General features: G+C 61.3%; 26 protein-coding genes and 4 tRNA genes. 2 read left to right on the top strand and 28 right to left on the bottom strand.

Translation table 11 applies throughout. The features are described from left to right. The first annotated feature begins 112 nt into the window (after window positions 1–112). A complete protein-coding gene (locus GDJ93_RS06550; RefSeq protein ID WP_152068193.1) occupies window positions 113–1,051 on the top strand; it encodes an NAD(P)/FAD-dependent oxidoreductase in 939 nt (312 codons plus the stop codon). A gap of 154 nt (window positions 1,052–1,205) precedes the next feature. After that, window positions 1,206–1,817 carry a DUF1836 domain-containing protein gene (locus GDJ93_RS06545; RefSeq protein WP_193221473.1) on the top strand — a complete coding sequence of 204 codons (612 nt, stop codon included), beginning with the start codon at window positions 1,206–1,208 and terminating at the stop codon, window positions 1,815–1,817. Window positions 1,818–1,889: 72 nt separating this feature from the next. Here the strand turns inward: GDJ93_RS06545 and GDJ93_RS06540 are convergent, their stop codons facing one another. The 28 genes from GDJ93_RS06540 to GDJ93_RS06405 form a co-directional block, all read right to left on the bottom strand. After that, window positions 1,890–2,756, bottom strand: a complete 867-nt coding sequence (locus GDJ93_RS06540) for a DegV family protein (protein WP_117770347.1) — start codon at window positions 2,754–2,756, stop codon at window positions 1,890–1,892. A 164-nt stretch (window positions 2,757–2,920) separates the two neighbouring features. Next, window positions 2,921–4,048 (bottom strand): coiled-coil domain-containing protein, encoded by a 1,128-nt coding sequence (locus GDJ93_RS06535; protein ID WP_055285172.1) that lies wholly within the window; start codon window positions 4,046–4,048, stop codon window positions 2,921–2,923. 32 nt (window positions 4,049–4,080) lie between these two features. Then, on the bottom strand, window positions 4,081–4,611 hold the full coding sequence (locus tag GDJ93_RS06530; protein ID WP_117800106.1) for an adenine phosphoribosyltransferase: 531 nt from the start codon (window positions 4,609–4,611) through the stop codon (window positions 4,081–4,083). Window positions 4,612–4,651: 40 nt separating this feature from the next. Beyond that, window positions 4,652–5,530, bottom strand: coding sequence for a transcriptional regulator FtsR (ftsR, locus tag GDJ93_RS06525; RefSeq protein WP_138112611.1), 879 nt, complete (start codon window positions 5,528–5,530; stop codon window positions 4,652–4,654). 3 nt (window positions 5,531–5,533) lie between these two features. Continuing rightward, window positions 5,534–5,968: an FHA domain-containing protein gene (locus tag GDJ93_RS06520; protein WP_006236002.1), complete on the bottom strand. Its 435-nt coding sequence runs from the start codon at window positions 5,966–5,968 to the stop codon at window positions 5,534–5,536. A 66-nt stretch (window positions 5,969–6,034) separates the two neighbouring features. Next, a complete protein-coding gene (locus tag GDJ93_RS06515) occupies window positions 6,035–6,739 on the bottom strand; it encodes a CDP-alcohol phosphatidyltransferase family protein (protein WP_152068192.1) in 705 nt (234 codons plus the stop codon). Between the two features lie 291 nt (window positions 6,740–7,030). Continuing rightward, a tRNA-Pro gene (locus GDJ93_RS06510) sits at window positions 7,031–7,107 on the bottom strand. Window positions 7,108–7,187: 80 nt separating this feature from the next. Beyond that, window positions 7,188–8,399: a bifunctional phosphopantothenoylcysteine decarboxylase/phosphopantothenate--cysteine ligase CoaBC gene (gene coaBC / locus GDJ93_RS06505; RefSeq protein ID WP_226812508.1), complete on the bottom strand. Its 1,212-nt coding sequence runs from the start codon at window positions 8,397–8,399 to the stop codon at window positions 7,188–7,190. A gap of 3 nt (window positions 8,400–8,402) precedes the next feature. Next, entirely contained in the window at window positions 8,403–9,122 is a 720-nt protein-coding gene (locus GDJ93_RS06500) for a zinc ribbon domain-containing protein (protein WP_152068191.1), read from the bottom strand. Beyond that, complete coding sequence (locus GDJ93_RS06495) at window positions 9,119–9,928, bottom strand: Nif3-like dinuclear metal center hexameric protein (RefSeq protein ID WP_152068190.1); 810 nt, start codon at window positions 9,926–9,928, stop codon at window positions 9,119–9,121. Before GDJ93_RS06495 ends, GDJ93_RS06500 begins: the two co-directional genes overlap by 4 nt. Further along, complete coding sequence (locus GDJ93_RS06490; protein WP_152068189.1) at window positions 9,925–11,103, bottom strand: cysteine desulfurase family protein; 1,179 nt, start codon at window positions 11,101–11,103, stop codon at window positions 9,925–9,927. The genes GDJ93_RS06495 and GDJ93_RS06490 overlap by 4 nt, the downstream gene beginning before the upstream one ends. 6 nt (window positions 11,104–11,109) lie before the next feature. Further along, on the bottom strand, window positions 11,110–11,781 hold the full coding sequence (gene rpe, locus GDJ93_RS06485; RefSeq protein WP_152068188.1) for a ribulose-phosphate 3-epimerase: 672 nt from the start codon (window positions 11,779–11,781) through the stop codon (window positions 11,110–11,112). Between the two features lie 18 nt (window positions 11,782–11,799). Beyond that, window positions 11,800–12,807 carry an NAD(P)H-dependent glycerol-3-phosphate dehydrogenase gene (locus GDJ93_RS06480; RefSeq protein ID WP_152068187.1) on the bottom strand — a complete coding sequence of 336 codons (1,008 nt, stop codon included), beginning with the start codon at window positions 12,805–12,807 and terminating at the stop codon, window positions 11,800–11,802. A gap of 9 nt (window positions 12,808–12,816) precedes the next feature. Then, window positions 12,817–13,500: a glycerol-3-phosphate 1-O-acyltransferase PlsY gene (plsY, locus tag GDJ93_RS06475; protein WP_152068186.1), complete on the bottom strand. Its 684-nt coding sequence runs from the start codon at window positions 13,498–13,500 to the stop codon at window positions 12,817–12,819. Continuing rightward, window positions 13,493–14,827 (bottom strand): ribosome biogenesis GTPase Der, encoded by a 1,335-nt coding sequence (der, locus tag GDJ93_RS06470; protein ID WP_152068185.1) that lies wholly within the window; start codon window positions 14,825–14,827, stop codon window positions 13,493–13,495. The genes plsY and der overlap by 8 nt, the downstream gene beginning before the upstream one ends. A 10-nt stretch (window positions 14,828–14,837) precedes the next feature. Beyond that, entirely contained in the window at window positions 14,838–16,280 is a 1,443-nt protein-coding gene (locus tag GDJ93_RS06465) for a DUF512 domain-containing protein (protein WP_152068184.1), read from the bottom strand. Window positions 16,281–16,282: 2 nt separating this feature from the next. Then, on the bottom strand, window positions 16,283–17,182 hold the full coding sequence (locus GDJ93_RS06460) for a 4-hydroxy-3-methylbut-2-enyl diphosphate reductase (protein ID WP_152068183.1): 900 nt from the start codon (window positions 17,180–17,182) through the stop codon (window positions 16,283–16,285). Between the two features lie 2 nt (window positions 17,183–17,184). Next, window positions 17,185–17,913 (bottom strand): lysophospholipid acyltransferase family protein, encoded by a 729-nt coding sequence (locus GDJ93_RS06455; protein WP_152068182.1) that lies wholly within the window; start codon window positions 17,911–17,913, stop codon window positions 17,185–17,187. A gap of 3 nt (window positions 17,914–17,916) precedes the next feature. After that, window positions 17,917–18,603 carry a (d)CMP kinase gene (cmk, locus tag GDJ93_RS06450; protein ID WP_152068181.1) on the bottom strand — a complete coding sequence of 229 codons (687 nt, stop codon included), beginning with the start codon at window positions 18,601–18,603 and terminating at the stop codon, window positions 17,917–17,919. Between the two features lie 66 nt (window positions 18,604–18,669). Continuing rightward, window positions 18,670–19,596 (bottom strand): pseudouridine synthase, encoded by a 927-nt coding sequence (locus GDJ93_RS06445; RefSeq protein WP_152068262.1) that lies wholly within the window; start codon window positions 19,594–19,596, stop codon window positions 18,670–18,672. A 22-nt stretch (window positions 19,597–19,618) separates the two neighbouring features. Further along, complete coding sequence (scpB, locus tag GDJ93_RS06440) at window positions 19,619–20,338, bottom strand: SMC-Scp complex subunit ScpB (protein WP_152068180.1); 720 nt, start codon at window positions 20,336–20,338, stop codon at window positions 19,619–19,621. An 11-nt stretch (window positions 20,339–20,349) separates the two neighbouring features. After that, on the bottom strand, window positions 20,350–21,162 hold the full coding sequence (locus GDJ93_RS06435) for a segregation and condensation protein A (protein WP_152068179.1): 813 nt from the start codon (window positions 21,160–21,162) through the stop codon (window positions 20,350–20,352). An 84-nt stretch (window positions 21,163–21,246) separates the two neighbouring features. Next, window positions 21,247–21,930 (bottom strand): site-2 protease family protein, encoded by a 684-nt coding sequence (locus GDJ93_RS06430; protein WP_152068178.1) that lies wholly within the window; start codon window positions 21,928–21,930, stop codon window positions 21,247–21,249. 9 nt (window positions 21,931–21,939) lie between these two features. Continuing rightward, entirely contained in the window at window positions 21,940–22,236 is a 297-nt protein-coding gene (locus GDJ93_RS06425; protein WP_164473297.1) for a hypothetical protein, read from the bottom strand. After that, the gene (locus tag GDJ93_RS06420) at window positions 22,223–24,256 is read right to left on the bottom strand and encodes an ABC-F family ATP-binding cassette domain-containing protein (protein ID WP_152068177.1); all 2,034 of its coding nucleotides are present in this window, start codon (window positions 24,254–24,256) and stop codon (window positions 22,223–22,225) included. Before GDJ93_RS06420 ends, GDJ93_RS06425 begins: the two co-directional genes overlap by 14 nt. Window positions 24,257–24,331: 75 nt before the next feature. Then, a tRNA-Ala gene (locus GDJ93_RS06415) sits at window positions 24,332–24,404 on the bottom strand. 538 nt (window positions 24,405–24,942) lie between these two features. Further along, a tRNA-Ile gene (locus GDJ93_RS06410) sits at window positions 24,943–25,018 on the bottom strand. Between the two features lie 198 nt (window positions 25,019–25,216). Next, window positions 25,217–25,289 (bottom strand) — tRNA-Ala (locus tag GDJ93_RS06405). Window positions 25,290–25,749: the final 460 nt, after the last annotated feature.

Here is a 25,749-nt window from a genome sequence, read left to right as displayed (position 1 = left end):
ACTCCCCTTCAGCTTTGTTACGCGATTTAACATTGTAGTGCATGAGTGTCATGTTCACGTAAATTTGGGTATGAGCGCAAAGAACGTCAATGTATCGACGAGAGGATATTCCATGACTACCGATCAGCCGATTGATGTTGCGATTATCGGTGGAGGCCCCGCGGGCTATGCTGCCGCCATTTACGCTGCGCGTGCCAACCTGACGACGACCGTGATTGAGCAGGGCATGTCGGGTGGACAGATCGCCACGACCAATGAAGTCGAGAACTATCCGGGCATTCCGCTCTTGAGCGGCGCCGAACTCGGCGAGCGTTTTCAGCAGCATGCAGAGGGCCTGGGAGCACAGGTCGCATGGAGCATGGTTACGGGTATCGATTACGATGCCGATGCAGCGCTGTTTACGGTGCATCACGATATGGGCGATACGCTTGCCTCGAGCGTTATCGCTTGCATGGGTGCCACGCCGCGTCCGGCAGGTTTCGCTGGCGAGGATACCTATCGCGGTCGCGGCGTTTCATATTGCGCAACGTGTGACGGCATGTTCTTCCGCGGCAAACAGGTCTTTGTAATCGGTGGTGGCAATTCGGCATGCGAAGAGGCGCTGTTCTTGTCTGATATTGCCAGCAGTGTGACCATCGTGCTGCGCCGCGACCAGTTCCGTGCGCCCGATGGTGTTGTTCAGAAGGTGCTCGAAAAGGACAATATTACAGTTAGGTACCAAACTAGTATTGTGGAGCTCTCGGGCGAAGCCATGCCAACGACGATCACCTTTAAGAACAATGCATCCGCTGAGACTCATACCGAGTCATTTGAGCCTGGCTCGTTTGGCATTTTTGTCTTTACCGGCACGCAACCCCATACTGAGCTTGTTGAGCATCTAGTCGATCTGGCGCCTGATGGCGGCATTCTGACTGATGAATCCATGGCGACCCGCACGCCAGGTCTATTTGCTGCTGGCGACATCCGTTCCAAGCGTTTACGTCAGGTTGTGACCGCCGTTTCTGACGGAGCCATAGCAGCAACGAGCGCATACGCGTTTCTCCGCGGATAAGTACGATAATATATCTTATGTAAGGTTGTTGTCTTTTAACAAAGTGGTTGGACGGTGCATCAATGTGCTGTCCAACCACTTTTACTTGCCGGCTATATGGTATGCAAAACTAGATAACCTAGAATACAATATAGCTAATGAACGGAGGATCCTTATGAACCACGCCAAACGCGTTATCCCGATGTCCGATTCGTCGGTCAGCATTAAGCCTGAGGATATTCAGCCCACTGTGCTGCCCGATGCATTTATTCAGTCCGATATCGTGCGCAAACTAAATACGCTGAGTCTGCCGCGCTATAACCAGTTGCCCAATGTGACGCTCTATCGCGACCAGGTTATTGAGTATGTTGCGCTGTGGATGGAGCCGCTGTCCATTTGCGTTGAGCAGCCTGTCATTACGCCATCGATGATTAATAACTACGTGAAGGTCGGCCTGGTTCCTGCTCCGGTCAAAAAGCAATATGGCCGCGAGCAGATTGCCCGCCTGATCGCTATCTGCATCTTTAAACAGGTGCTACCTATTGCTGCGGTGCAGGCACTCTTTAACATTCAGCGTTTGAGCTACGATGCCCCGACGGCCTTCGATTATGTTGTCGACCAGCTCGAGGCATCGATTCGTTCGGCGTTTTCCGTCGAGCAGACGCCGGTTCCCGATACCGCGCATCAGGTAACGCGTGAGTCGCTGCTTGTACGCAGTGCGGTATCGTCCTTCGTTTCGAAGGCTTACCTGATGAGCTATCTCAAGTTCAACGGGTTTAATAGCTAGCCGACGTATAAAACGGGCGGGACAAAGAGCCATCTGTCGCTTTGTCCCGCCCGTATTTTGCTTGGTTGGACTTTATTTGCCCGAAGCTACGCCCATGCCGTAGCCGATGATGAGGCCGTGCATCTCGGCGTAATAGGAATCCAGGCCGTTGCAGGGCATGATGATGGTCTTGGAGCCGGGCCAATGCTCGACTATGCGGTCAGTGAGCGCCTGGGCTCCAGCTTCGTTCTCAACGTGATCTATGACGACCTCACCGCCCGTAAAGCCCTCGGCTTCCATAGTGTCGATGATCTTGTTGAGCATCTTCTTTTCGCCACGCGTGTGCCCGACGAGTTCGATTTTACCGGCCTCACTCGCTGTGCCCAAAATACGGATATTGAGCTTGTTGGCAATGACGCCGGCTGCCTTAGGGATACGTCCGGCTTTGGCGAGGTTTTCGTAATTGCACAAACTGAAGAGGATTTTGCTGTTCTGTTCAAGGCTATCGAAGTATGCGCAAGCATCCTCGAATGAGACATTCGGATTGCTTGCAAGATAGCGGTCGAACAGCAAGAAAATGAGGTCCATTTTGCCGCCAGCTGCGCGTGAATTGACTAGATGAATCTGTCGGTCGGGCTCCTCGGCAAGAACCATATCGCGAGCCGTGGCTGCCGCGTTGTAGCTGCCCGACACGCCCTCAGAGATCGGCATGCAGATGGTCTTGTCTGCCAATTTGAAGAGCTCGGCCCACTCCCCTACGCTGGGACAAGCGCTCGAAGAAGCGTTCGTCTCCGCCTGAACAGCGCAGTTGAGCTCATGAACATCGAGCGAAAGGTCATCGACGAATTCATGCTCCCCCACTCGAATTTTGAGGGGCGCAAATGCAAAGGTGGTATGGGGCGCGGTCGGTTGCCAATCGCGGAGGTTGCAGCTTGAATCGGAGATAAGTGCCCAGCTCATAGAGGGTCCTTTCTAATCGTTCCCATTCAATTATAGCCATCTTGCAGACCGATTGGGCCGCTATCTAGTATTCAAAACTAGATAGCGGACTGCACTAAAGGCAAAAGAATGGACCCCATGACTCAAAGCCACGAGGTCCATATCCGTTTGCTTTATCTGAATACTTAGTAGCGCACGAAAATGTAGTTGTTGTTCATGCCGGCGGCAACGGAGCTGATGATAACACCCGTGTTGTAGTCAGAAGCATGAATCATCTGACCACCACCGATGTAAATGCCGGTGTGGTACGAGTTGACTACAACGTCACCGGGCTGCGGATCGGACACACGCGTCCAGCCCATAAAGGTGCCCGTGGTGCCCAGGCGGCAATAGCGACCAGTAAGGCAATAGCTTACAAAACCAGAGCAGTCGAAGCTGTTCGGGCCAATTCCGCCCCAGGAATAGGCGCAACCAAGCTTGCTGTATGCACGCGAGACAACAGAACCGCCGTCGACGGACTGGCTCGGAGCAGAAGGCGTCGGAGCCGGAGCAGGCGTGGAGGGCTGCGGCGTCGGAGCAGGTGCCGGCGTAGGAGCCGGAGTGTTGCCGCCCTGGTTGTTGTTATTGCTGGTCTGGCCACCGTTGTTGGTGTTCTCGGTCGTACCGGCAGTCTCGTTGCTCACCGTGGCCTTCTCGGCGGTGCTGGCGTTGATGCCGGCCTGCAGCGCGGCGTTGGCCTCGGCCTCGGCGGCGAGCTCGGCCTGCAGCTGCGAATCCAGGGAGTTTACGACGTTCTGGGCTTCAGCCTGCTGGGCGTTAAGCTCGTCGACCTTCTTTTGCGTGGCGGCGACGTTCTTCTCCTGCTCGGCCTGCTTATCGGTGAGCTGCTGCTTAAGCTCCTTGACCTCTTGAATGGTCTGAGCTTGCTTATCGGAAACTTTGCCGTAGTAGAACAGACGGTTGAGCATATCGCTCAGATCATCGACACCCGTCAGAACCTGAAGCAGGCTCAGACCGCCGGTTTTGTACTCGCCGGCGACATAGGTTGAGAGCTTAGCCTGACCATCGGCGATCTCCTGCTGCTTTTGCGTGATCTCGCCGGCAGTCTGATCGAGCGCCTGCGTCTGCGTGGCGAGCTCATCGTAAATCTGCTGAGTTTGGGTACCGATCTGCTCGAGCTTCGTACGAGCAGCGGCAAGGTCGGATGCGGTATCGGCGTAGGCAGGAGCCGCGAGGCCCAAGCCCAAAACACAAGCGAGGGTTGCCGTAGCAGCGCAGCGTGCCATGTTTTTGTGCGTGTTTGCTGTGCGCATGTAGCTTCCTTTCCAGTAACTAAGGGTAACGGCTAGTCCACCGTCACCAGGCTAAAGAGCTCCACATCGTCATCAGACGGCGTGAGCTTCTCGCGCGGGTTGAGAAACGCAAGCTCAAGGATACAACCGTAACCGATAAGCTTTGCGCCCATATCTCGCACCAGTTTACCTGTTGCCTCGACGGTTCCGCCCGTCGCGACCAAGTCATCCAGAATCAACACGGTATCTTTAGAGCTGATAGCGTCGGCATGGATCTCAATGGAATCCGTTCCGTACTCGAGCTCGTAGCTCTGGCTCACGGTCTCGCGCGGTAGCTTGCCCGGTTTACGTGCGGGAACAAAGCCGGCGCCAAGGGCTACAGCCACCGGTACGCCAACCATAAAGCCGCGAGCCTCGGGGCCCACGACCTTGGTGATTCCCATGCCGGCAAAGTGCTCGGCGAGGGCATCGGTCATGGCTTTGAGCGCCTCGGGATTGCCAAAGAGCGGCGTGATGTCTTTAAAGATGACTCCGGGCTCGGGATAGTCGGGGATGTCGACGATTTGAGATTCGAAGTCGTACATTGCATGGCCTTTCAATGGGTTGCCGGATAAGCGGCAGCTGTTATTTGCCCGCGGTGGCGGTGCCGGATTGCGAAGGGGTGACGACCTTGAGCGGCTTTACGAGGGAATCCTCGTGCGAAGCCGGCGCGCCTATCTCTTCGTTTTTGGCCTTGGTTGACTCGGAGCGAGTGATTTCCTCATCGAGTGCATCGATGTCGGCGTCCTCGACCACGGCGTTGAGCGACTCAAAAACGCGGTTCTTGAGCAGCGCGGTGTGCACGCCCTCCGTCAGGTCGTGAAGCTTCTTAAACGCACGCTCGAGCTTGGCGTCGCGCTCGTCATCGGAGGTATCCATGCCGAGCATGCTCACAAGCACCTGCTCAAACATCGAGGACTCGCGGTTGGCGGAAGACACGTACTGACGCAGGTTGCGCGGCTCGATATGGAAGCGCGACAGCTCGGAGCAGTAGCGGATGATCGGAAAATCGCGACCATCGACAAGCTCGCGATTCTGCGGACTCTTGATGATGCGAATGAGGTCGTTCTCGGCGAGCGAGCGGATAAACGAAATTTCGACGCCCAACATATCGGGAATGGTCTCGATGGGATGCAGCTTTTGCTTAGTCTCCTTGGGCTCCGTCTTGAGCGGAACATCGGATAGCAAGCCCACCTCGTAGGCGAGCGTTGACAGGTCCGTGGCGTTTTCCAAGCGCTGCTTAATCACGTTGAGCGGCATGTAGCGGGTCTTCTGCAAGTGCAGGATGACCTCCAGACGATCAACGTCCTCCTTAGAGTACTGACGGTATCCCTTAGGCGTACGATGAGGGGTAATGAGCCCCTCATCCTCTAGAAATCTAATTTTTGAGTTCGAAAGATCGGGGTATGCGCCTCGAAGTAGGTTGACGACTTGGCCGATACTCAGATAGTTGCGTTCGGCCATGCCCTACTCACCGGTTTCGATGCGCTCCGGCGTGCTCTCGTGGTAGATGAGCGTAAACGTACCGATCTGAACGGAAGAACCGTCGTGCAGCGGGGCTGCATTGACAATGGCACCGTCGACCCAGGTACCATTGAGCGAGCCCAGGTCCTCGATGCGAGCGCCGAGGCCCTCGCGAATAATGCGCGCGTGGCTGCGCGAAACGGTCATGTCATTAAGGAAGATGCCGTTCGCGGGATCGCGGCCGATGGTGGTCACGTCGTCCTCGAGCTCAAAGGCGGCACCAGTCTGCGGACCCTTGACGATGGACAGGACGGGGGCGGTGATGCGCACGTTGGCCATGAGGTCGGGAACGGTGACGTCGCTTGAAGGCACGCGGAATACGCAGGTAGCGTCAGCAGTCTTATCATTCTGAGGCATATTGTTAACCATGTTGTCCATGACAACCCCTAACTTATCGCGGACGTGCCGCAAATAATGAACCGTACGTAATCATACCCCAACGAATCAGTCTTCGATTTCAGGGTTCAGAAAGTCGATGTCCTCGTCCTCGGGATGCGCGAGAGCCTGTTTAATGGCCACTCCGCCCTTAATGGAGTAGATGACAGCCGTGAGCATGGAGAAGATCACGCCGCCGTACACAAAGAAGATGCCGAGGGGCACCGAGCTTCCGTTGAGGCCCGGGAAGGCCGTAAGGGTTGAAGATAAAAGGTGCAGGCCGTCAATAACGGGGAAACCGAGCAGCATGAGTGAGAAGCCGGTCATGAGCAGCGCCGTGGCAATCTTTCCGGGAAAGACCACATCGATGGGGCGACGGTGATAATGACGCACGATAAGCGTGCCGATGCCCAGATAGATGTCGCGGCCAATAATGAGTACGCAGACCCAGATGGGCAGCTCTCCGCGGACCACCAGTCCAAGTACGCCGGTGAACAGCAGCGCACGGTCGCAAATGGGATCCATGACCTTGCCGAGCCACGAGACCGTCTTAGTCATGCGGGCGATCTGACCGTCCATCCAGTCGGTGGAGGCGGCAACGGCGTAGATAACGATGGCGATGACGCGGTTGTTGTCCGTCACAAACAGGTACAGAAATACCAGGGTGAGGATCAGGCGCGTAAAGGTGATGAAATTGGAGATCGTAAAGATCATATTCGACGGGTAATCGGAAGTGCCGATAAGCTCCTTTTTGATCTTCTTTTTGATGCCCACAGGACTCCCCCGCTGGTTAACGACAAAACTTTCGATACTATACCCGTTCCGGCGATGTCTATCCAGCGTAAGCATAGAGAGTCCAGACATGAGGAGGGGGCTATTAGGCGGGGGATTTCGCATTCGTGTACATCAGCCTCCAAACATGTCGAAAAATGTCGATTTTGGTGGCTGATGTACACGTTTTGATTCGGTAATCACATCGAGCGGGAACGTTGTTGCTTTAAGCAAAATAATCATGGTGATTAAAACAAAAAAGGTCAGGCACTAGGTGCCCGACCTGCAAACTTCTGGTCGGGACGACTGGATTCGAACCAGCGACCCCTTGACCCCCAGTCAAGTGCGCTACCAAGCTGCGCCACGTCCCGAAGCTTTTGTTTGTTGCTCTGCTCTCGCTCGCAACAGGGAGTATATTAACCCGAAACTTTAGACTTGTGCAAGAACTTTTTTACAAATTTTGAAGCAAGTCCAGAATTGTATCTGCGAGCTGGGGTTTTGTTAGCACGGGAAGTTCTTGCGTACCCGTTGTGCTCACAATCCAGGCCTTGTTGGTGTCGGTCCCAAAGCCCGAATCGGCGCGCGAGACATCGTTGGCGATAATTACATCGCAGCCCTTGCGGGTCAATTTACGCTCGGCGTACTCGACGACGTTATCGGTCTCGGCGGCAAAGCCGATCACGCGGCGATCGCCCTTTTGGCGAGAGAGCTCGGCCAGGATGTCAACGGTCTCGACGAGCTCGATTCGATCCAGGCGTTCGTTGGACTTTTTGAGTTTATGGTCCGCAGGGGTGGCGGGGGTATAGTCGGCAACGGCGGCCGCACAAATTGCCGCATCGGCCGTCTGGAAGGCGCTCAGGGCAGCCTGGAGCATCTCTGCGGCGGTCTGCACGCGTACGCACTCCACGCCGCGGGGAACATCGAGCGATGTCGGTCCCAACACGAGCGTGACTTCGGCACCGCGGTGTGCGGCCTCCCCCGCCAGGGCGATGCCCATCTTGCCCGATGAACGGTTGCCGATAAAACGCACGGGGTCGATCGGCTCGTGCGTGGGGCCGGCGGTAATCACGATGCGCTTACCTGCCAGGTCCTGAGGCGCGGGGTTGAGCACCTCACAGACAGCCTCGACGATGTCCTCGGGCTCGCTCATGCGTCCCGTGTCCACGTCGCCGCAGGCAAGGTAGCCGCTGCCGGGTCCCACCACATGGACACCGCGCTCGCGCAGCGTGGCCATGTTGGCCTGCGTCGCCGGCGCCTTCCACATGCCGTTGTTCATGGCCGGCGCGATCACGACGGGTCGCGGCGTTGCCAGCAGCGTGGTGGAGATGAGGTCGTCGGCGATGCCGTTGGCTATCTTGGCGATGATATTGGCCGTCGCGGGCGCCACGACCACCAGATCGGGCTCCTGCGCCAGCGAAATGTGGTGGATGGGGTCGGAGGGGTCGTCGAATAGGCCCACAGCAACGGGCTCGTTGGTGAGCGCACGAAAGGTGAGCGGGCCCACAAACTCGGTGGCATGCTCGCTCATAACGACCTTGACGCGCGCGCCGCGCTTTTGCAGCAGGCGCACGATATTGCACGACTTATAGGCGGCGATCCCGCCGGTAATGCCCAGCAGGATCGTTTTTCCCTCAAGTTGCATTGAATTGTTGGATGCTGCCATCGTTTAAGCTTCCTTGCTCGGGAGCACCAGGAGACGGTGGCAGTACGGGCAGTGCGTAATCTCGCTACCGTCGTGGTTAAGGTCGCTCATGGACGATGCCTGCAGCGCGGTGTGGCAAACCGTGGGGATATTGCCCTGGATGGTCTCAACGGCCAGGCCGCGGAACTGCTTGAGCAGACGCTCGTAGTCGGTGAGAACGTCGGCCGGCAGCGTGGCAGCAAGCGCGGTGCGCTCCTTAGCGGCGGCGTCAATCTGAGCCTGCAGGTCGGCAGCCTTGGCGCGGGCGGCCTTGGTATCGGCCTTCACGCCCTCCTCGAACTTGGCGATGATTGCCTGCGCGCGGGCCTCGCGGTCGAGCGCCTCCTTATGGGCGATAACGACATCCTTGCGGGTGTGCTCAATCTTGTCCAGACGCTTGGCCAGGGTAGCGAGTTCATTCTCCAGATCCTGAACCTCGCGGTAGTCGGAGCCGTCGACGTGGCGCTTCTTAGCAGCCTCGATGGCGTTGTTGGTCTGAATCTCGGTGGTATTGAGATCGTCGAGCTCAATGTCCAGATCCTTGCGCTGGGCGTAGAGCTTGGTCATCTCGGACTTGAGCTTCACATAGGTCTTGCGCTTGGAAGCGAGCTCCTTGAGCTCCGGCATATTGGCAAGTTCACTCTTGTTGCGGGCGAGCTCCAAATCGATCTGTTGCAGCTTGAGTAGCGTAGCGCCGGCGCTCATAAGTTCTCTCCTTTTGTCACAGTCCACCATTGGCAAGGGTTCAGTATTTTAATCGCATGACGGGGGTCGACCCCGGCGTCAACTGCAGAGTTCATCAATATATCAACGAACGGCTCCTCGGAGCGGTCGTGGCCGAGCAAGATCACCGGTAGCCCACGCAAGGCAAGGTCCTGCGCCACGTGATAGCCTGCCTCGCCCGTCACGACAACATCCGCACCGGCGGCGATGGCAAGTTCGCCAAAGTCACCGAGGGAGCCGCCCAGAATGGCGACGGTGCGGCACGAGCGCTCGGCATCGCCCCATACACGCGGGTCGCTTCCGAAGGCCGTGGCAGCACGGGCGGCAAGATCGCGCAACGTGCACGGGTCGTTGAGCGTCGCAAGCGCGCCAAGGCCGGTCGACTCGGGGTCGTCTACGTGCTCCAGCGAGCTCACGGGCACGGCGTCCAGCAGCTCACTTAGGCAGGCACGCGCCTCGTGCGAGCGGTCCAGATTGGTGTGGAGCGAAATAATGCTCACGCCGCAGCGGGCAGCCTCGTAGAGGGCCGCGCTGCACTGGGGTCGTGTGGCATCCGCCGGACAAAAGGCCTCGGGTGCCTTGATGTATATGGGATGATGCGTCAGCAGCACGTTGGCGCCGGCTTCTTGGGCGCGGCGAACGTTAGCCACGGTCGCATCGAGTGCGCAGGCAACGCCGGTGATCTCCGCGGCCGGATCGCCAACGGAGAGTCCTACGTGATCCCAGCCCTCGGCGTCCGCCTTGGGATAGCGTGCCAGCAGCGCGCGCTCAAGCTCGGCGACGATCATGCGGCACCCACGATCGAGAGCAGCGTCCGGGCGAACTCGTCCAGATCGCTCGGATTCACGCGGTCATCAAAGGAAATGCGCAGTGCTCCCAATGCCTGCTCGCGACCGATGCCCATCGCGCTCAAAACGTGGCTCGGGTCCATGCTGCCGCTCGAGCAGGCAGAGCCGGCCGAAACCTCAAAGCCGGCGGCGTCGAGCTTGACGATGAGCTCCTCGGAGTCCATGCCGTCGACGTAGATCGAAACCATACCCGGCAGACGGTCTACCTGCTCGTAGTCGCCCATGGTGGCATGAATGCGTGGATGGGCCGTAAGCGTGGCGTAGAGTTTGTCGGAAAGGGCTTGCAGCTTTTCGCGCTCCTGAGCCACTTGGGGCACCAGCGTGCGGGCAGCAGCGGCAAAGGCTAGCTGCGTGCGCAGGTCCTGCGTGCCGGCGCGACGTCCGGCTTCCTGTCCGCCGCCAAAGATGCGGGGGCGCAGTGGCGTGCGGGTCTTAACGTAGAGCGCGCCGGATGCCACAGGACCGCCAATTTTGTGGGCCGCGACGGACATAGCATCGACGCCCAGCTCGGTGACATCGAGTGGAATGTGCAGATAGCCCTGGATGGCATCGGTGTGGAACAGGGCGCCAACGGTATGCGCGGCCGCGGCAAGCTCGCGGATTGGCTGCACCACGCCGGTCTCGTTGTTGGCAACCATGATGCTCACGAGCGCCACATCGTCGCCGAGCAGCTCGACAAGCGTGGCAGGCTCAATGTAGCCCGCGCGGCAGGGCTGCACCAGGTCGACGGTAAAGCCGGCGGCACGCAGCAGCGGCAGGTTGTCCAGAATCGAATCGTGCTCGATGGCCGAAACGATTACACGATCACGCTTGCGATCGCGCTGACGAGCGCCCTCGGCAAGACCGAGCAGCGCCAGCTGGTTGGCTTCGGTGCCGCCGTTGGTCAGAACAATCTCGGACGGGCGGACGCGTGCGCCAAAGCTATGGGCGATCTCGCGACGGGCAACCTCCAGGCGCGCGGCGGCCTTGCGGCCGAGCGAGTGCAGCGAGTTGGGGTTGACGCCGGCAAGCTCGCTGTCGTCATATTCGCGCTGCGCAAGGAGCGCCTCGGCGCGCATGGGCGTCGAGGCGGCGTAGTCAAGATTCACGGGTATGCGGTTTTGACCTGCGGTCATAAGGGTTTATGCCTCCTGTGCGGCCTCATTGCCCAGCTTCTGCAGCAGCGCAACCTCGGCGGCGGGATCTTCGGACTTAAATACGGCGGAGCCGGCCACGAGAACGTTGGCACCAGCCTTGACGACCTCGGCAATGTTCTTGGAAGAAATGCCGCCGTCGACCTCGATGAGGGGCGACACGCCGTGGCGCTCGCACATGGCCTTGAGCTCGTGCAGTTTGGCGATAGTGCCCGGGATAAAGCTCTGGCCGCCAAAGCCGGGGTTCACGCTCATCAGCAGCACCATATCGACGACGTCGATGATGCTCTCAAGTACGCACACGGGGGTGGCGGGGTTGAGCACCACGCCGGCCTTGACGCCGCGCTGCTGCAGGTGCGTGAGCGTGCGATGCAGGTGCGTGGAGGCCTCGTAGTGCACGGTGATCATGTCGGCACCGGCATCGGCGTACCAATCGACGGTCTCGTCGGGGTTCGACACCATCAGGTGCGCATCGACCGGCACGTTGGTGGAGCGCTTGACGGCCTTAAGGATGTCAACGCCAAAGGTCAGGTTGCCGGTAAAGTGGCCGTCCATAACGTCAAAGTGAACGTAGTCGGCGCCGGCGATCTTGTCGAGCTCTCCCTTGAGGTTGGCCATGTCGGCCGAAAGGACGGACGGAGCGATTTTGATGGGACCCATGGTAGTAGCCTTTCTACGCTAGTCGGTGAGTCCGTAGAACTCTTGAGAAGGGACGCGGTCGGTAAGAATCTCGAGCGCCCTATCCAAAGTAACACCGTTGTAGAGCGTTTGCTCCACGGCAAAGGTGAGCGGAATGTCTACGCCCAGTGAACGGGCAAGTTCGCTGACGCTGCGGGCCGCGACGGCGCCCTCGACAACCATATGCGTGCGCGTCTGGTACTCGTCGAGCGACACGCCGTGGGCAAACTCGTAGCCAAAGGTGCGGTTACGCGAATGCTCCGAGGTACAGGTGGCAATGAGGTCGCCCATGCCGGCAAGCCCCATGCAGGTCATAGCTTGACCGCCGCGGGCGTGCACCAGACGGCTGATCTCTGCCAGGCCGCGTGTCATGATAAGGGCGAGCGTGTTGTCGCCCGCACCGGTGCCGGCGGAGATGCCGCACACGATGGCGATTACGTTTTTCATGGCGCCGCAGACCTCGACACCGGTCATGTCCTGCGACAGGTAGATGCGGAAGGCCGTTGACAGAAGCAGGTCCTTAAAGGTCTCCCCTATCTGTGGATCTTCGCTGGCGATGACGGCGGCAGAAAGACCTCCGCGGCAGATTTCCTCGGCATGGTTGGGGCCAGAAAGAGCCGCGACACGTGCCTCGTTGCCGATCTCGCTGGCGATGACCTCGCTCATGAGCAGGCCGGACTCGGGCTCAATGCCCTTGGTGAGGCAGAGCACCGGGGTATTGGCTGCGATAAAGGGCGCGGCCTGGTGGCACACGCTGCGAAGGTGCGTCGAAGGAACGGCGAAGATGATGGCCTCGGCGCCGTCGAGCGCCTGTACCAGGTCCGTGGTGGCGACGACGTTGCCGGGCAGCTCGTAGCCCACCAAATACCGGGGGTTGCGGTGCTCGCCATTGATGCCGGCGGCCGTCTGCTCGCTGTGGGCCCACATGGTCACGCGCTCGGCTCGCGCGGCGGCAAGGCCGGCGACGGCGGTTCCCCAGGAGCCGGAGCCAATCAGCGCAACATTCATGACTCTCTCCTACTTATCGTCGGGCTCGGTGACGCGCTTGGTAAACGAGAGCTTGGACTCCTTACCGGTCATGAGCTTTTTGATGTTCGCACGATGGGCCCACACCACGGTGATGCCGATCATCGCCATGCAAAACTTAAGTCCCAGGCTGCTGTACGGAAAGACCGCGCAGGCAGCGATGGGAAGACCGATGGCAGCGGCAAGCGAGCCCGCCGACACAAACTTGGTGATGGCGACGGCCACGATAAACATGCCGAGCAGCGACAGGCCAATAGGCCAGTACCAGGCGAGGATGACGCCCAGACCAACCGCGATACCCTTGCCGCCATGGAAATTGAGGTAGGGCGAGAAGATATGGCCCCACACAGCTGCCAGGCAGATGACGCCGAGCATCCAGTCGCCGGCGGCGCCGGGGGCCATAATGCTCACGGGGAAGCCATAGCCCAAGTCGGCGATAAGCGGACGCGCGATAAGGACGCAGATGGCACCCTTAAGGCAGTCGAGCAGCAGCGTGAGCGCGGCCACCTTGGGGCCGGCCACGCGCAGCGCGTTGGTGGTGCCGATGTTGCCGGAGCCCGCCTTGCGAATGTCGGTGTGGTTGAACACGCGGCCCAGGATCAGGCCAAACGGAATCGCCCCGATAAAGAACGAGACCACGGCGCAGATGGCGGTCAGCAGAAACGGATTATGCATCCTTTTGCTCCTTCTTCCTAAAGAAGAGTCGAATGGGTGTGCCGGCAAAGTCGAAGGTCGAGCGCATGCGGTTCTCGATGTAGCGCTGATAGGTGTCGTTGACCAAGTCGCTGTGGTTGACGAAGAACGTGAACGTTGGCGGGTTGACGCCCGTCTGGGTCACGTAGTGCATGCGCAGGCGGCGCTTGCCTTCCACCACGGTATGACCGAACTCGCGCAGGTCGGTGAGGAACGTGTTGAGGCGCGAGGTGCTGATCTTTTGCGAGCGCGTCTTCTCGGCGGCGTCGACCATCGCCCAGATCTTCTCGACGCTGCGGCCGGTCAGGGCAGAGATGCGCAGGTACTGGGCCCAGGGAGCCATGACGCCCAGACGGCGGTCGATGGTCTCCATGCAGGCCTCGCGCTTACGGTCGTCGTCGAGCAGATCCCACTTGTTGAGCAGCACAACGATGGCGCAGCCGCGCTCGATGGCAAGACCCATGACCTTCTGGTCCTGCTCGGTGACGCCCACGGAGGCGTCGACGACGAGCAGCGCCACGTCGGCGCGGTCGATGGCGCGCAGGCCGCGGACCATGGAGTAATACTCGATGTTCTCGTACACGGTGCTCTTCTTGCGGATGCCCGCGGTATCGACCATGCGGTAGTGCTTGCCGTTGCGTTCGACGACCGTGTCGATGGCGTCGCGCGTGGTGCCGGCAATGTTGGACACGATGGAGCGGTCGGCGCCCAGGATGCGGTTGAACAGCGAGGACTTACCGGCGTTGGGGCGGCCGATGATGGCGACGTTCAGCGCGTCGGGGAACTCATCGGCGACCTCGTCCTCTTCCTCCGGAAGCAGGGCCACGATATCGTCGAGCAGGTCGCCCGTGCCATGACCATGCAGGGCCGAGAGCGGCGTGGGCTCACCGATGCCGAGCGAATAGAACTCCCAGATGCTGTCGTTCTCGCGATCGGGGTTGTCGAGCTTGTTCACCAGCAAAAAGACCGGCTTGTCGCAGCGCTTGAGCATGCGAGCGACCGACTCGTCCTCCTCGGTGACGCCGGTGCGGCCGTCGACCACAAACAGGATGACGGCGGCTTCCTCGGCGGCGGCGAGCGCCTGATCGCGGATGGACGTGGCAAACACGTCATCGCTCTTGAGCGGTTCGATGCCGCCCGTGTCGACGATGGTGAACTCACGACCGTTCCAATCGGCCGTGTGATACGAGCGGTCGCGCGTGACGCCGCGGGACTCGTGGACGATGGCGTCCGAGGTCTGGGCCAAGCGGTTAACGAGCGTGGACTTGCCCACGTTGGGGCGTCCGACGACGGCGACGATAGGTTTCATCTGCTCTCCTTTAATGGGTAGGGTCAGTGGAAGTGTTAGAGTCTGCGGGCACAATGCCAAGGATGTGCTCCAGGGTATCGAGCAGCTCATGCGGCATGGTCGACACCACATGAACCTCGGCGCCGCGACTGGTAAGGCTTGCGAGTAAATCGTCACGATGATACTCGTCAAGCGTCATGCCGTCAGCGTTGAACATGAGCTTAGGCACAAAGAGCATAACCCCCGAGAGGTCCTGCGGCAGCTGTTCCAGAATGTCGCAGGCGACGATGAGGCCGGTCACGTCCACGTTGCCGCCAAAGTAGCGGTTTTTGATGGCCGTGACGGTGCCGTAGAGGCCATGTGGCGACTCCACAAAGCGCGCCACGGTGTCGCGCGCGCTGGCGCCCGAGAGGCACAGCAGGTGCTGGCTGCGGGCGGCGATGCCAGCGCGGACGCGGGCCAGACGCTCGGCGTCGGCGGCAAGCACGTCGTCGGTCTCGTCCAGATACGAGCGGATCATGCCGATGCCGTCGTAGTACTGCGGGTAGCCGTCGTAAAAGTCCGCCTCGGGAGGATCGATGCCGGCGTCCACATAGAACTCGTCGCTCATCTGGAAGGTGTGGCGGCCAAAGCGTTCGTAGGCACGATCCTGGTAGGGACGGATCATGGCAATGGTCTCGCGCGCCAGCTCGGGCTTGTCGCTGTATGACCAGGTAAAGCGATTCTGGTGCTTGGTAAAGCCCAGCGGCACGATGCCCAGGCTGGTGATCTGCTCGTGCTCCTCGCAATAGCGTAGAGTCTTTTGTAGCTCCTCACCGTCGTTCATGCCGGGACACAGCACAATCTGCGCGTGGATCTCGATGCCGGCGGCCATGATGGTCTCGAGCACGTCCATGCCACGCTGGGCGTTGCGGCCCATCATGCGGCGGCGGACATCAGGGCTCACGGCATGGACCGACACGTTCATGGGACTCATGTTGCGTTGGATGACGTTTTGAACATCTTCGTCGGTGAGGTTCGTGAGCGTGACGAAGTTGCCCTGCAAAAAGCTTAGGCGATAGTCGTCGTCGCGAATATAGAGCGTGGAGCGGCCGCCCTTGGGGAGCATCGTCATAAAGCAGAACACGCAGGCGTTTACGCAGGTGCGCATGCCGTCGAAGATGGGACCATCGAATTCAAGGCCCCAGTCCTCTCCTGGGAAGCGGTCGAGCTCGACGGGGGTGACGCTGTTGTCGCGCGGGTCGAAAACCTCGAGGTCGACCGTGTCGTCGTCTGCCTCCCAGAGCCACACGATCATGTCGGTAAGCTGCTCGCCGTTGACCGCGAGCACGCGCATGCCCGGCTCGATACCCACATCCCACGCGGGCGATTCGGGACGCACGTTCTTTACGAGCGCGCCCTCACCCGGCTCGGGGTCGCGGCTGCGCCCGTAATCGGCCACCTCGGCGGCGTATGCGGGTACGGTCTGGTCCATGATTAGCGGCAAAGCTCCTTGATGCGCTCGACGGCGCGTTCGATGTGTTCTTGCGGAGTGGAGGCTCCGGCGGTGATGCCGATGTGGCGTGCGTCGGTAAACCACGCGGTCTCAAGCTCTGAAGCTTCCTCGATGTGATGCGTATGCTCGCAGGCGTCTGCGCAAATCTGAGCCAGGCGGCGGGTGTTGCCCGAGTTCTTGCCGCCCACGACGACCATGCAATCACAGCGTTTGGCAAGTGTGGCTGCTGCCTGTTGACGCTCGCTCGTGGCGGCGCAGATGGTGTTGATCACGCGCAGCTCCTGCACGCGCGGGGTGATGGCAGCCACGACCTCGGCGAGGTTCTGCGCGGTCTGGGTGGTCTGCACAACCAAGCCCACCTTGCCCTTGAGCGGCAAAGCGTTGGCATCGGCGGCACAGCTCACGACCTGCGCATCATTGCCGGCGTGACCCAGAATGCCCTCGACCTCGGGATGCCCCGGCTCACCCACGACCACCACGTGGTAGCCCTCGCGCACCAGGCGCTCGGCTGCCACGTGAACCTTCTTGACGTAAGGGCAGGTGGCGTCGATGACGTTAAGGCCACGCTCGCGAGCGGCATCGACGACCTGCGGCACCACACCGTGGGCGCGGATGATCACGGTGCCGGTTGCTGCGTCGTCCAGGGTTTCGGCCAGACCGACGCCTGCCTCAGCAAGCTCGCGCACCACGATGGGGTTATGGATGAGCGGCCCCAAGGTGTGAACTTGAGTGCACTCCTCTGCCTGCGGCGCAGCGGCCAGCGCCATATCGAGCGCACGCTGTACGCCGTAGCAAGTGCCGGCGTGGGCGGCGATCTCGATGGTAGGCGCGGTTGCCTGGCCGGACACAGTCGCGGTGGTGTTCGTCACGTTCTCGCTCATGGCTAGAACCTGCCCGGATGCTCGGCGCACAGCTCGTCTCGCATGGCGTAGACGCGGTTCATGGCCTCGGACTCAAACCATTCCAGGCGCTCCGTGCGCTTAAGCCCAGCCGGTGCGTCGGAAAGCGAGACGGCCTTGCCGGCGCGGATCCAGCACTTCTTGGGACGCATGATCTTTTTGCCTGCAGGCGTGATGTCGGACCAACCGCAGATGGCGAGCGGGTTCACAGGTGCCTTGCCCATCTGAGCGATGAGTGCAAAACCGCCGTGGACCTCGGGCTTGATCTCGCGCGAACGGATACGCGTGCCCTCGGGGAAGATCAGAACGTCCTCGCCGCGCTGCAGCGCATGCTGGGCGGCGCGCAGGCACTTCATATCGGCAGTGCCACGCTCCACGGGGATGCCGCCAACGCGGCTAAAGGCCCAGCGCACAATCTTGCTCTTGGCGAACTCGGACTTAAAGATGGGACGAATGCGGCGGCCCCCAAAGAACAGCGCCGTCTCCACGGCCAAGAGCTCGGCCATCGAGGTGTGGTTGCAGATGACCACGCTGCCGCGGCCTTCCTGGCGCTCAAACAGCAGATCGGCGTCCTCGACCTTCCAGCGCCACATGAGCTTGGAGAAGGCCCAGAGGATTGCCATGACCACGAAGACGGTGCCGCGGATGAGCGCGGGGAACTCGGCATAAGGAGCGTTGTAATAATCCTCGGGCGTCTGCTTAAACAGGCGCATGGGCTACCTCCTTTGGTTAATGAGGTCCTCGATTATCGAGACGACCTCGTCGATGGTGTGGGCGGTGGAGTCGACGTGCACGGCGTCCTCGGCGGGCACGAGCGGGGCGACCTCGCGGCTGCTGTCGAGCTTGTCGCGCTGCTTAAGGGCGTCGAGGGTCTCGTCGACCTCGGCTTCGAGCTGCTCGGTCGTGAGCGGCTGGGCGTCGTTTTGGTGACGCTGCAGTACGCGGCGGCGGGCGCGCTCACGCGGGTCGGCCGTCAGGAAGACCTTGACCTGCGCATTGGGGAACACGACGGTGCCGATGTCGCGACCTTCGGCGACGATATCGCGGTCCTCGGCGGCGCGGCGCTGGTGGATGAGCATGGCGGCGCGTACGCCCGGGTAGGCCGAGACCTTGGACACGTTGGCGTCGACCTGCGGGGTACGAATGGCGGCCGAAGCGTCCTGGCCGTCAATGGTCAGGCGCGTATCCTCGCCGGTGCCGTTGGTAAAGCGAATTTCGATCTGCTCGGCGAGGGCGTCGATGGCCGTCTCGTCGTCCAGATCGATGCCGCGATCGAGCGCGGCGAAGGTGACGGCGCGATACATGGCACCCGTGTCGAGCTTGTTAAAGCCCAGCTGGCGGGCGATCTCCTTAGCGATGGTGGACTTGCCGGAACCGGCGGGGCCGTCGATGGCGACGATCATGCAATGCTTCCTTTCGGTGGTTGACGTGCTGGTATGGGACGCGGGCATCGGGGCGCGGCGGGTTGCCTAGCCCGTGTAGCGCTCGCGGTAGGTGTTGCGCTTGGGCGCGGAGCCGTGGCTGCCGTGGTGACGAGTGCGGCTGGCAGGCGTGTCTTGGGGCTTGCCGCCGCGTATGGCGCTGGCCTGCTTGGGAGGGATGCCACCGCTTTTGAGGATCTGCACCTCGCGGTCGGTGAGCTCGCGCCACGAGCCCTTGGCCACGTCCTTGAGCTCCAGGCCGGCAAAGTTGCAGCGATGCAGACGGATCACCGGGTGGTGGATCTTGCTCAGCATGCGCTTGACCTGATTCTTGCGGCCCTCGCGGATGATGACCTCCACGGCGGTGGTACCGGACTTGACGCCTTGCGGAGCCACGGCCTCGGCCTCGCGTGCGGTGATGACGCGGCAGATCGCCGGCTGGCATAGGCCGTCGTCGAGCTCGATGCCACGGCGGAGCGGTTCTAAGTCGCGATCGGTCAGGTGGCCGTCCACGAGCGCCTGATAGGTCTTGTAGACGTGCTTGCTGGGGTGCAGCAGGTCCTGCGACAGATCACCGTCGGTGGTAAAGAGCAAAAGGCCCGTGGTGTCGCGGTCCAGGCGGCCCACCGGGAAGAGCCCCGGAAAGCGGTTGCGCGGTACCAGGTCGGCCACGCAGGGGCGCTCCTGCGGGTCGCTCATGGTGGTGAGGTAGCCGGTCGGCTTGTAGAGCATCAAGTACACGGCGCCCTGGTTGAGCTTGACGGGCATGCCGTCGACCTCGATGTGATCGTGGTCGACATCGACCTTGGTGCCTAGCTCGGTTGCGACCTGGCCGTTGACGGTCACGCGTCCGGCGGTCATCAGGTCCTCCGAGCCGCGTCGGCTCGCCACGCCCGCGCGTGCCAAAAAGCGCTGCAGGCGCATGGTGTGCGGATAGACGGGCTGGGCGTCGGTTGCGGGTACTGCGTTGCCCATGGCGCGCGTCTCCCCTACTTCGTTAGTCCTCGTCATGCAAATCCTCCGAGGTCTCGTCGACGACCGGGGTTTCCAAGTCCTCGACTGCCTCAACATCGGTATCGAGCAGTTCGCGCTCTTCGTCCAGGTCCTCGGCCTGCTCCTCGAGCGTGGACTGAATACTGCGGCCGCTCAGGCGCTCGCGGATAAACTGACGCGACTGCTCATCGGGGGCAAACTGCTCCAGATCGGGCAGGTCGCGGGTGGAGCGCAGACCGAACTTTTCCAAGAAGGCGTTGGTCGTGCCGTAGATGATGGCTTGACCGCGCTGAGGATCGCGGCCGAGCTCGCGCACCAGACCCTTGTCCACGAGCGACGCAATGACGCCGTCGGAATTGACGCCGCGGATGCCCTTAACCACCTCGCGCGTGACGGGCTGGTGGTAGGCGATGACGGCCAGGGTTTCGAGCGCCGCCTGCGACAGCTTTTGCGTGTCCCAGCTCAACACATAGGCTTCGACCACGTCGTGGTAAGCGGGGTGCGTAAACAGGCGCCAGCCGCCGGCGACCTCGCGCAGCTGAAAGCCGCGGTTGGCCTCCTCGTACTCAACCTTGAGCTCGGCGAGCAGCGACGCGCACTCGCCGGGGGCGATATCCAGTGCGCCGGCCAGCGCGGGCGCACTCACCGGGTCGCTCGACACCAGCAGCAGCGCCTCGAGGGCGCCTTTGAGGCTGTTTGCCTCTAGCGTGGAAAGGGTTGACATGGTTGCCGCTCCTATTCGGTGAGCTCGGGGCCCTCGCCGGGCACATAGGCCTCGGCGCCCTCGACGCGGTTGATGCGGATGGTTCCAAAGATCTCGTCCTGGCTCAGCGTGAGCGAGCCGCGCTTGGCGAGCTCAAGCATGGCCAGGAAGGTAACAACGAGCTGCTCGGTGGTGGCGTCGCCGTCCAGCAGCTCACGGAAAGTGCAGGTTTGGTGCGCCATGGTAAAGCGGTCGACCGAGGCCACCGTCAGGTCGAGTGGTACGCGATGCGGTGCCACATGCTCGGCCTCCAGCAGGAAGGTCTGGCGCTTGCCGTCCAGGTCGGCACAGATGACGGCGAGACCGCGTAGGGTAATGCCGGCCAGATAGTCGGGCATTAGGCCCAAGAACTCGGGGTCGGGGCCGGCCACACGCGGGTGCATGCGGCTTTCGGCCTGCATGCGGGCACCGAGGGCCGCAGCCGCGCCTTTAAACTGTTTGTAGGCAATCAGGCGTTGGATCAGGACCTCGCGCAAGGCGTCGCCGTCGAGCGTGCTGAGCTCCTCGAGGTCTTCGTCGAATTCGTCATCGTCGTCATCGACTTTGCGCGGGGCCTCCTGCGGCACCAGAGAGGCGGCCTTGATGTCCAAAAGGGTTGCCGCGACCAGCAAAAAGTCGCTCGCCACGTCCAGGTCCAGCGCCTCGATGCGCTCGGCCTCGGCAAGGTACTGCTCGGCCACCTCGCTGATGGAGATGGCGCCGATATCTACTTTTTGGCGGGTTACCAGCTGCAGCAGCAGGTCGAAAGGTCCGCTGTAGACCTGCGTCGACACGCGATACGACATCTTCGACCTCCTTTGACGGCGCCTTCGCGGCGCGGTTTGGGTGCATGTTACGACCGTTTTGCACGGTCGACCTGTAAGTTTACCTTAGATGCCGGCGATTGCGAAGTTGAGCAGCTGCTCAGCTAGCGGATACACGGTAACGTCGAAATAGCGGCCGATCACATCGATGCCGGTCCACATGGGCAGCAGGTAGAGCACCAGGATGAGGATGGGCATAGCGTATTGTTGTAGACGGTAATAGTTCTTGAGCGCCTTGCCATTGAGGAAGGGCACGATGATCGACGAGCCATCGAGCGGCGGAATCGGGATGAGGTTGAAGAACGCAAGCGACAGGTTGACCACGATGAACGTGGCGCCGAAGTTCATGATCTGTGATGCCACGGCAAAGGACATGCTGGCGTAGAGGTTGCCGTATACCGTGTGTATGAGGGCTGCGGCAAGACATGCGAGCGCGATGTTCGATGCGGGGCCGGCAACGCTCACCAGGACCTCGTCGCGCTTGGGGTGCTTGAGGTTGTTGAGGTAGACGGGCACGGGCTTGGCGAAGGCGAACACCGGGCCGCCGGCGGCGAGCATCAGCAGCGGCAGGAGAATGGTGCCAAACGGGTCGATGTGGTTGAGCGGGTTGAGCGAGACGCGTCCGCGCGAACGGGCTGTCTTATCGCCGAGTGCCCAGGCCGCGGCGGCGTGCGCGCTTTCGTGGATGACGATGCCAATGATGACGGCGACGGCGCTGGCGAGCAGGTTCATGAGGTAGCTGCTGGACATGTCACTCCCCTAGCGGACGCGACGCGAGGCGCGCGTGAGCAGGTAATCGGCCACAAACAGGATCACAGCGACGATGGCGTAATCCAGGCGGAACACGCCGCCAAAGGGCGACGTAATGACGCCGTAGCCGGCGATGGCGCTCGGCAGCGCGCGCGAAAGCTCAACGACAAAGCCCACGATCTGCAGCTTGGCGGTGAGGCCGCTAAAGCACAGCAGCACGGTCATCGCGCTCATAAAGATGCCGCAGATACGGCACGCGATGGCGATGATGCTCATCGCAACGGCGGCGGCCTTACGAGAGTTCACGCGCGGTCTCCTCTTCGATCTGGGTGGAAAGCTCCAGCCATTCGTCCTCGAGCTTGGGCAGCTCCTGCTTAAGGCCGTTATATTCCCCCAGCGCGGCGTTGAACTTGTCCTGATCGGCATAAAGCTCTTCACTTGCCATCAATTCCATAAGCTCGTCATAGCGGGCGCGCTTTTTGTCGAGCTCCGTCTCGATTTTCTTGAGCTGGTTGCGCACGCCCTTAAGCTTTTTGTTGAGCGCAGCACGGGCCTGGGCCTCGGCACGTTTTTGCTCCTTGGTTTTTTTACCCTCGGCAGGTTTGGAAGCGGCGGCGGGCGCATCGGGCTGGGCCGCGGTGACCTTTGCGGACTTGGCCGCGGCAGGCGCGCTCTCCCCTGCCGCCTCGGCGGCGGCGCGGGCTGCGAGGTCCTCGCGCTTGTAGAGGTAGTAGTCGTAGTCGCCGTCGTAGACCGTGACCTTGCCGTCGCGGATGTCAATGATGCGATTGGCCACGGCGCGTACCAGGTGCTCGTCGTGGCTGATCAGCACAATGGTACCGGGGAAGTTTTGCAGGGCGTTCTCGAGCATGTCTACCGAGTCGATGTCCAGGTGGTTAGTGGGCTCGTCCAGGCACAGGAGCGCCTCGGGGGCCACGAGCATCTTGGCGAGCGCTAGCCGCGCCTTTTCGCCACCGGAGAGGACGCGGACCTGCTTCTCGATGGAGTCGTTGTCGCTAAACAGGAAGGCGCCCAGCAGGCTGCGCTGCTGCGGCACGGTCCATTTGGGCGTGACGGTGTCGATCTCTTGCAGGACGGTATTGGACTCGGTCATGCCCTCGAGCGCGTGCTGGGCATAGTAGGCCACACCCACGTTGGTGCCCAGGTCGCGGGTGCCGGTGGTGGGCGGCTCCAGGCCGGCGAGGATCTTCATGAGGGTGGACTTGCCGGCGCCGTTGGGGCCGACGAGCGCCACGTGCTCGCCGCGGTAGAGCTTGAGGTCGATATCGCTGTAGATGTGCTTGTTGCCGTAAGACTTGGACACGCCCTCCAGACCCACGACCATGTCGCCCGAGCGCGGCGGGTCGGGGAACTTAAAGTCGATGTGCTTGTGGCCCTCGGGCAGGATGACGAGCTCCTTTTTGATCTGCTCGATCTTTCGGATGCGCTCCTGAGCCTGGGCGGCCTTGGTGGGCTTGTAGCGGAACTTGTCGACGAAGACCTGCATGTGGGCGATGTCGCGCTCCTGGGCGGCTCGCTTGGCGCGCATCTGCTCCAAGTTGTCCTCGCGCTGCTTGAGGTAGCTGCTGTAGTTGCCGGTGTAGGTGGTCACGCGACGGTTTTCGAGAGCGGCGACGTGGTCGACGCAGGCGTCCATGAAGGCGCGGTCGTGGCTGACGATGAGGACGGCACCGTCGTAGTTGGCAATAAAGCCGCGCAGCCACTGGACGCTCTCGAGGTCCAGGTGGTTGGTGGGCTCGTCCAGAAGCAGTAGGTCGGGATGGCGAAGGAAGAGCTTAGCCAGCGCGATGCGCATCTGCCAGCCGCCCGAGAACTCGGAGCACGGGCGCTCAAAGTCGGTGACCTTAAAGCCCAGGCCGGACAGGATTTTGCGGGCGTTGCTCTCGAGCTCGTAGCCGCCCAGGTGCTCAAAGCGGTCCTGGACCTGGCCATACTCGTTGAGGAGTGCGTCGACGTCCTTGCCCTGCTCGGAGAGCTCGGTGATCTGAGCCTGTAGCTCGTTGGCGCGCTCGCCCATGCGGCGAATTTCCTTGGCGGCCGCCATGACCTCGGCAAGGATGGTGGTGTCCTTTTGCTCCAGGTTGGTTTCTTGCTCTAGATAGCCTACTTGGCAGTCCTTGGCGTACTGGACCTGGCCGGCGTCGGGGCTGTCGATGCCCATGATGATTTTGAGCATGGTGGTTTTGCCGGCGCCGTTGGGTCCCACGAGCGCAAAGCGTTCGCCGGGGTTGATCTGGAAGGACGCGCCGCTAAAGAGGACGCGCGCGCCGAAGCTTTTTTCGATCTTGTCGACCAGGAGGATCATGGTGCCGCCTTTGACCTTGTGTGCCTATATGAAAAAAGGCCCCAACTTGCGTTGGAGCCTCATTCAATGCTCGGGTGGAGACGAGGGGGATCGAACCCCTGACCTCTTGACTGCCAGTCAAGCGCTCTCCCAGCTGAGCTACGCCCCCGTGCGAAAAAGTACTATACGGGAACTCGGACGGCGATGCAAGGACAATTTTGGAAAAACTTTCCGGGGGCGCGCGGGCGCCGGAGTCCCGCGGGGTCGCGACGGCGGAGACCAGCGCCCGTGGGGCCGATGCGGGCGCGCCCAGGGCGTCTGGGCCCCTCGATGCCCGGCTAAGCCCGCGGGGCGCGCCCCGCGGGAGGGCGGCGCTGCCGCCGCCCTCCCATCAGGCTCCACTCCGCCCGCCCCCGGGGCCTCCCGCCACGAAACCGGCCCATCTACTACGTTTGGCCGGCATCCCCCGACCATGGCGTCTCGGGCAAAAATAAAACCGCAGGTAGACGGCCTGCGGTTTTCGCGAAATACGGGGTATGGTCGAGGGGTCGGGGTTAAACGTAGTAGATGGGCCGGTTTCGTGGCGGCGGCATCGCAGGCGGCCGACCGAGGGCGCCCGGAAGTGAGCAAGCAGGCTATTTGCAAGTGAAAACTAATGCCATGAAAAAGAAAACAGGCCAGACATATTGCCGGACCTGTTGAAAACCTGGTGGGCCCTCCGGGATTCGAACCCAGAACCCAGGGATTATGAGTCCCCTGCGCTAACCGTTGCGCCAAGAGCCCTTATAAAGTGACACTTGCAGTTGGGGTGGCAGAACAGCCTCCAACGCTTTGAACCACGATGTGAAATACTACCATGCGCGCGGCACCCGTTCAACGCACGATCTTGTCGACCAGGAGGATCATGGTGCCGCCTTTGACCTTGTGTGCCTATATGAAAAAAGGCCCCAACTTGCGTTGGAGCCTCATTCAATGCTCGGGTGGAGACGAGGGGGATCGAACCCCTGACCTCTTGACTGCCAGTCAAGCGCTCTCCCAGCTGAGCTACGCCCCCGTGCGAAAAAGTACTATACGGGAACTCGGACGGCGATGCAAGGACAATTTTGGAAAAACTTTCCGGGGGCGCGCGGGCGCCGGAGTCCCGCGGGGTCGCGACGGCGGAGACCAGCGCCCGTGGGGCCGATGCGGGCGCGCCCAGGGCGTCTGGGCCCCTCGATGCCCGGCTAAGCCCGCGGGGCGCGCCCCGCGGGAGGGCGGCGCTGCCGCCGCCCTCCCATCAGGCTCCACTCCGCCCGCCCCCGGGGCCTCCCGCCACGAAACCGGCCCATCTACTACGTTTGGCCGGCATCCCCCGACCATGGCGTCTCGGGCAAAAATAAAACCGCAGGTAGACGGCCTGCGGTTTTCGCGAAATACGGGGTATGGTCGAGGGGTCGGGGTTAAACGTAGTAGATGGGCCGGTTTCGTGGCGGCGGCATCGCAGGCGGCCGACCGAGGGCGCCCGGAAGTGAGCA

The sequence above is a fragment of the Collinsella aerofaciens genome (assembly GCF_902501475.1).
In the GTDB taxonomy this organism is placed as follows: Bacteria; Actinomycetota; Coriobacteriia; order Coriobacteriales; family Coriobacteriaceae; genus Collinsella; species Collinsella aerofaciens_AL.
This window is presented reverse-complemented; position numbering and strand designations above follow the sequence as displayed.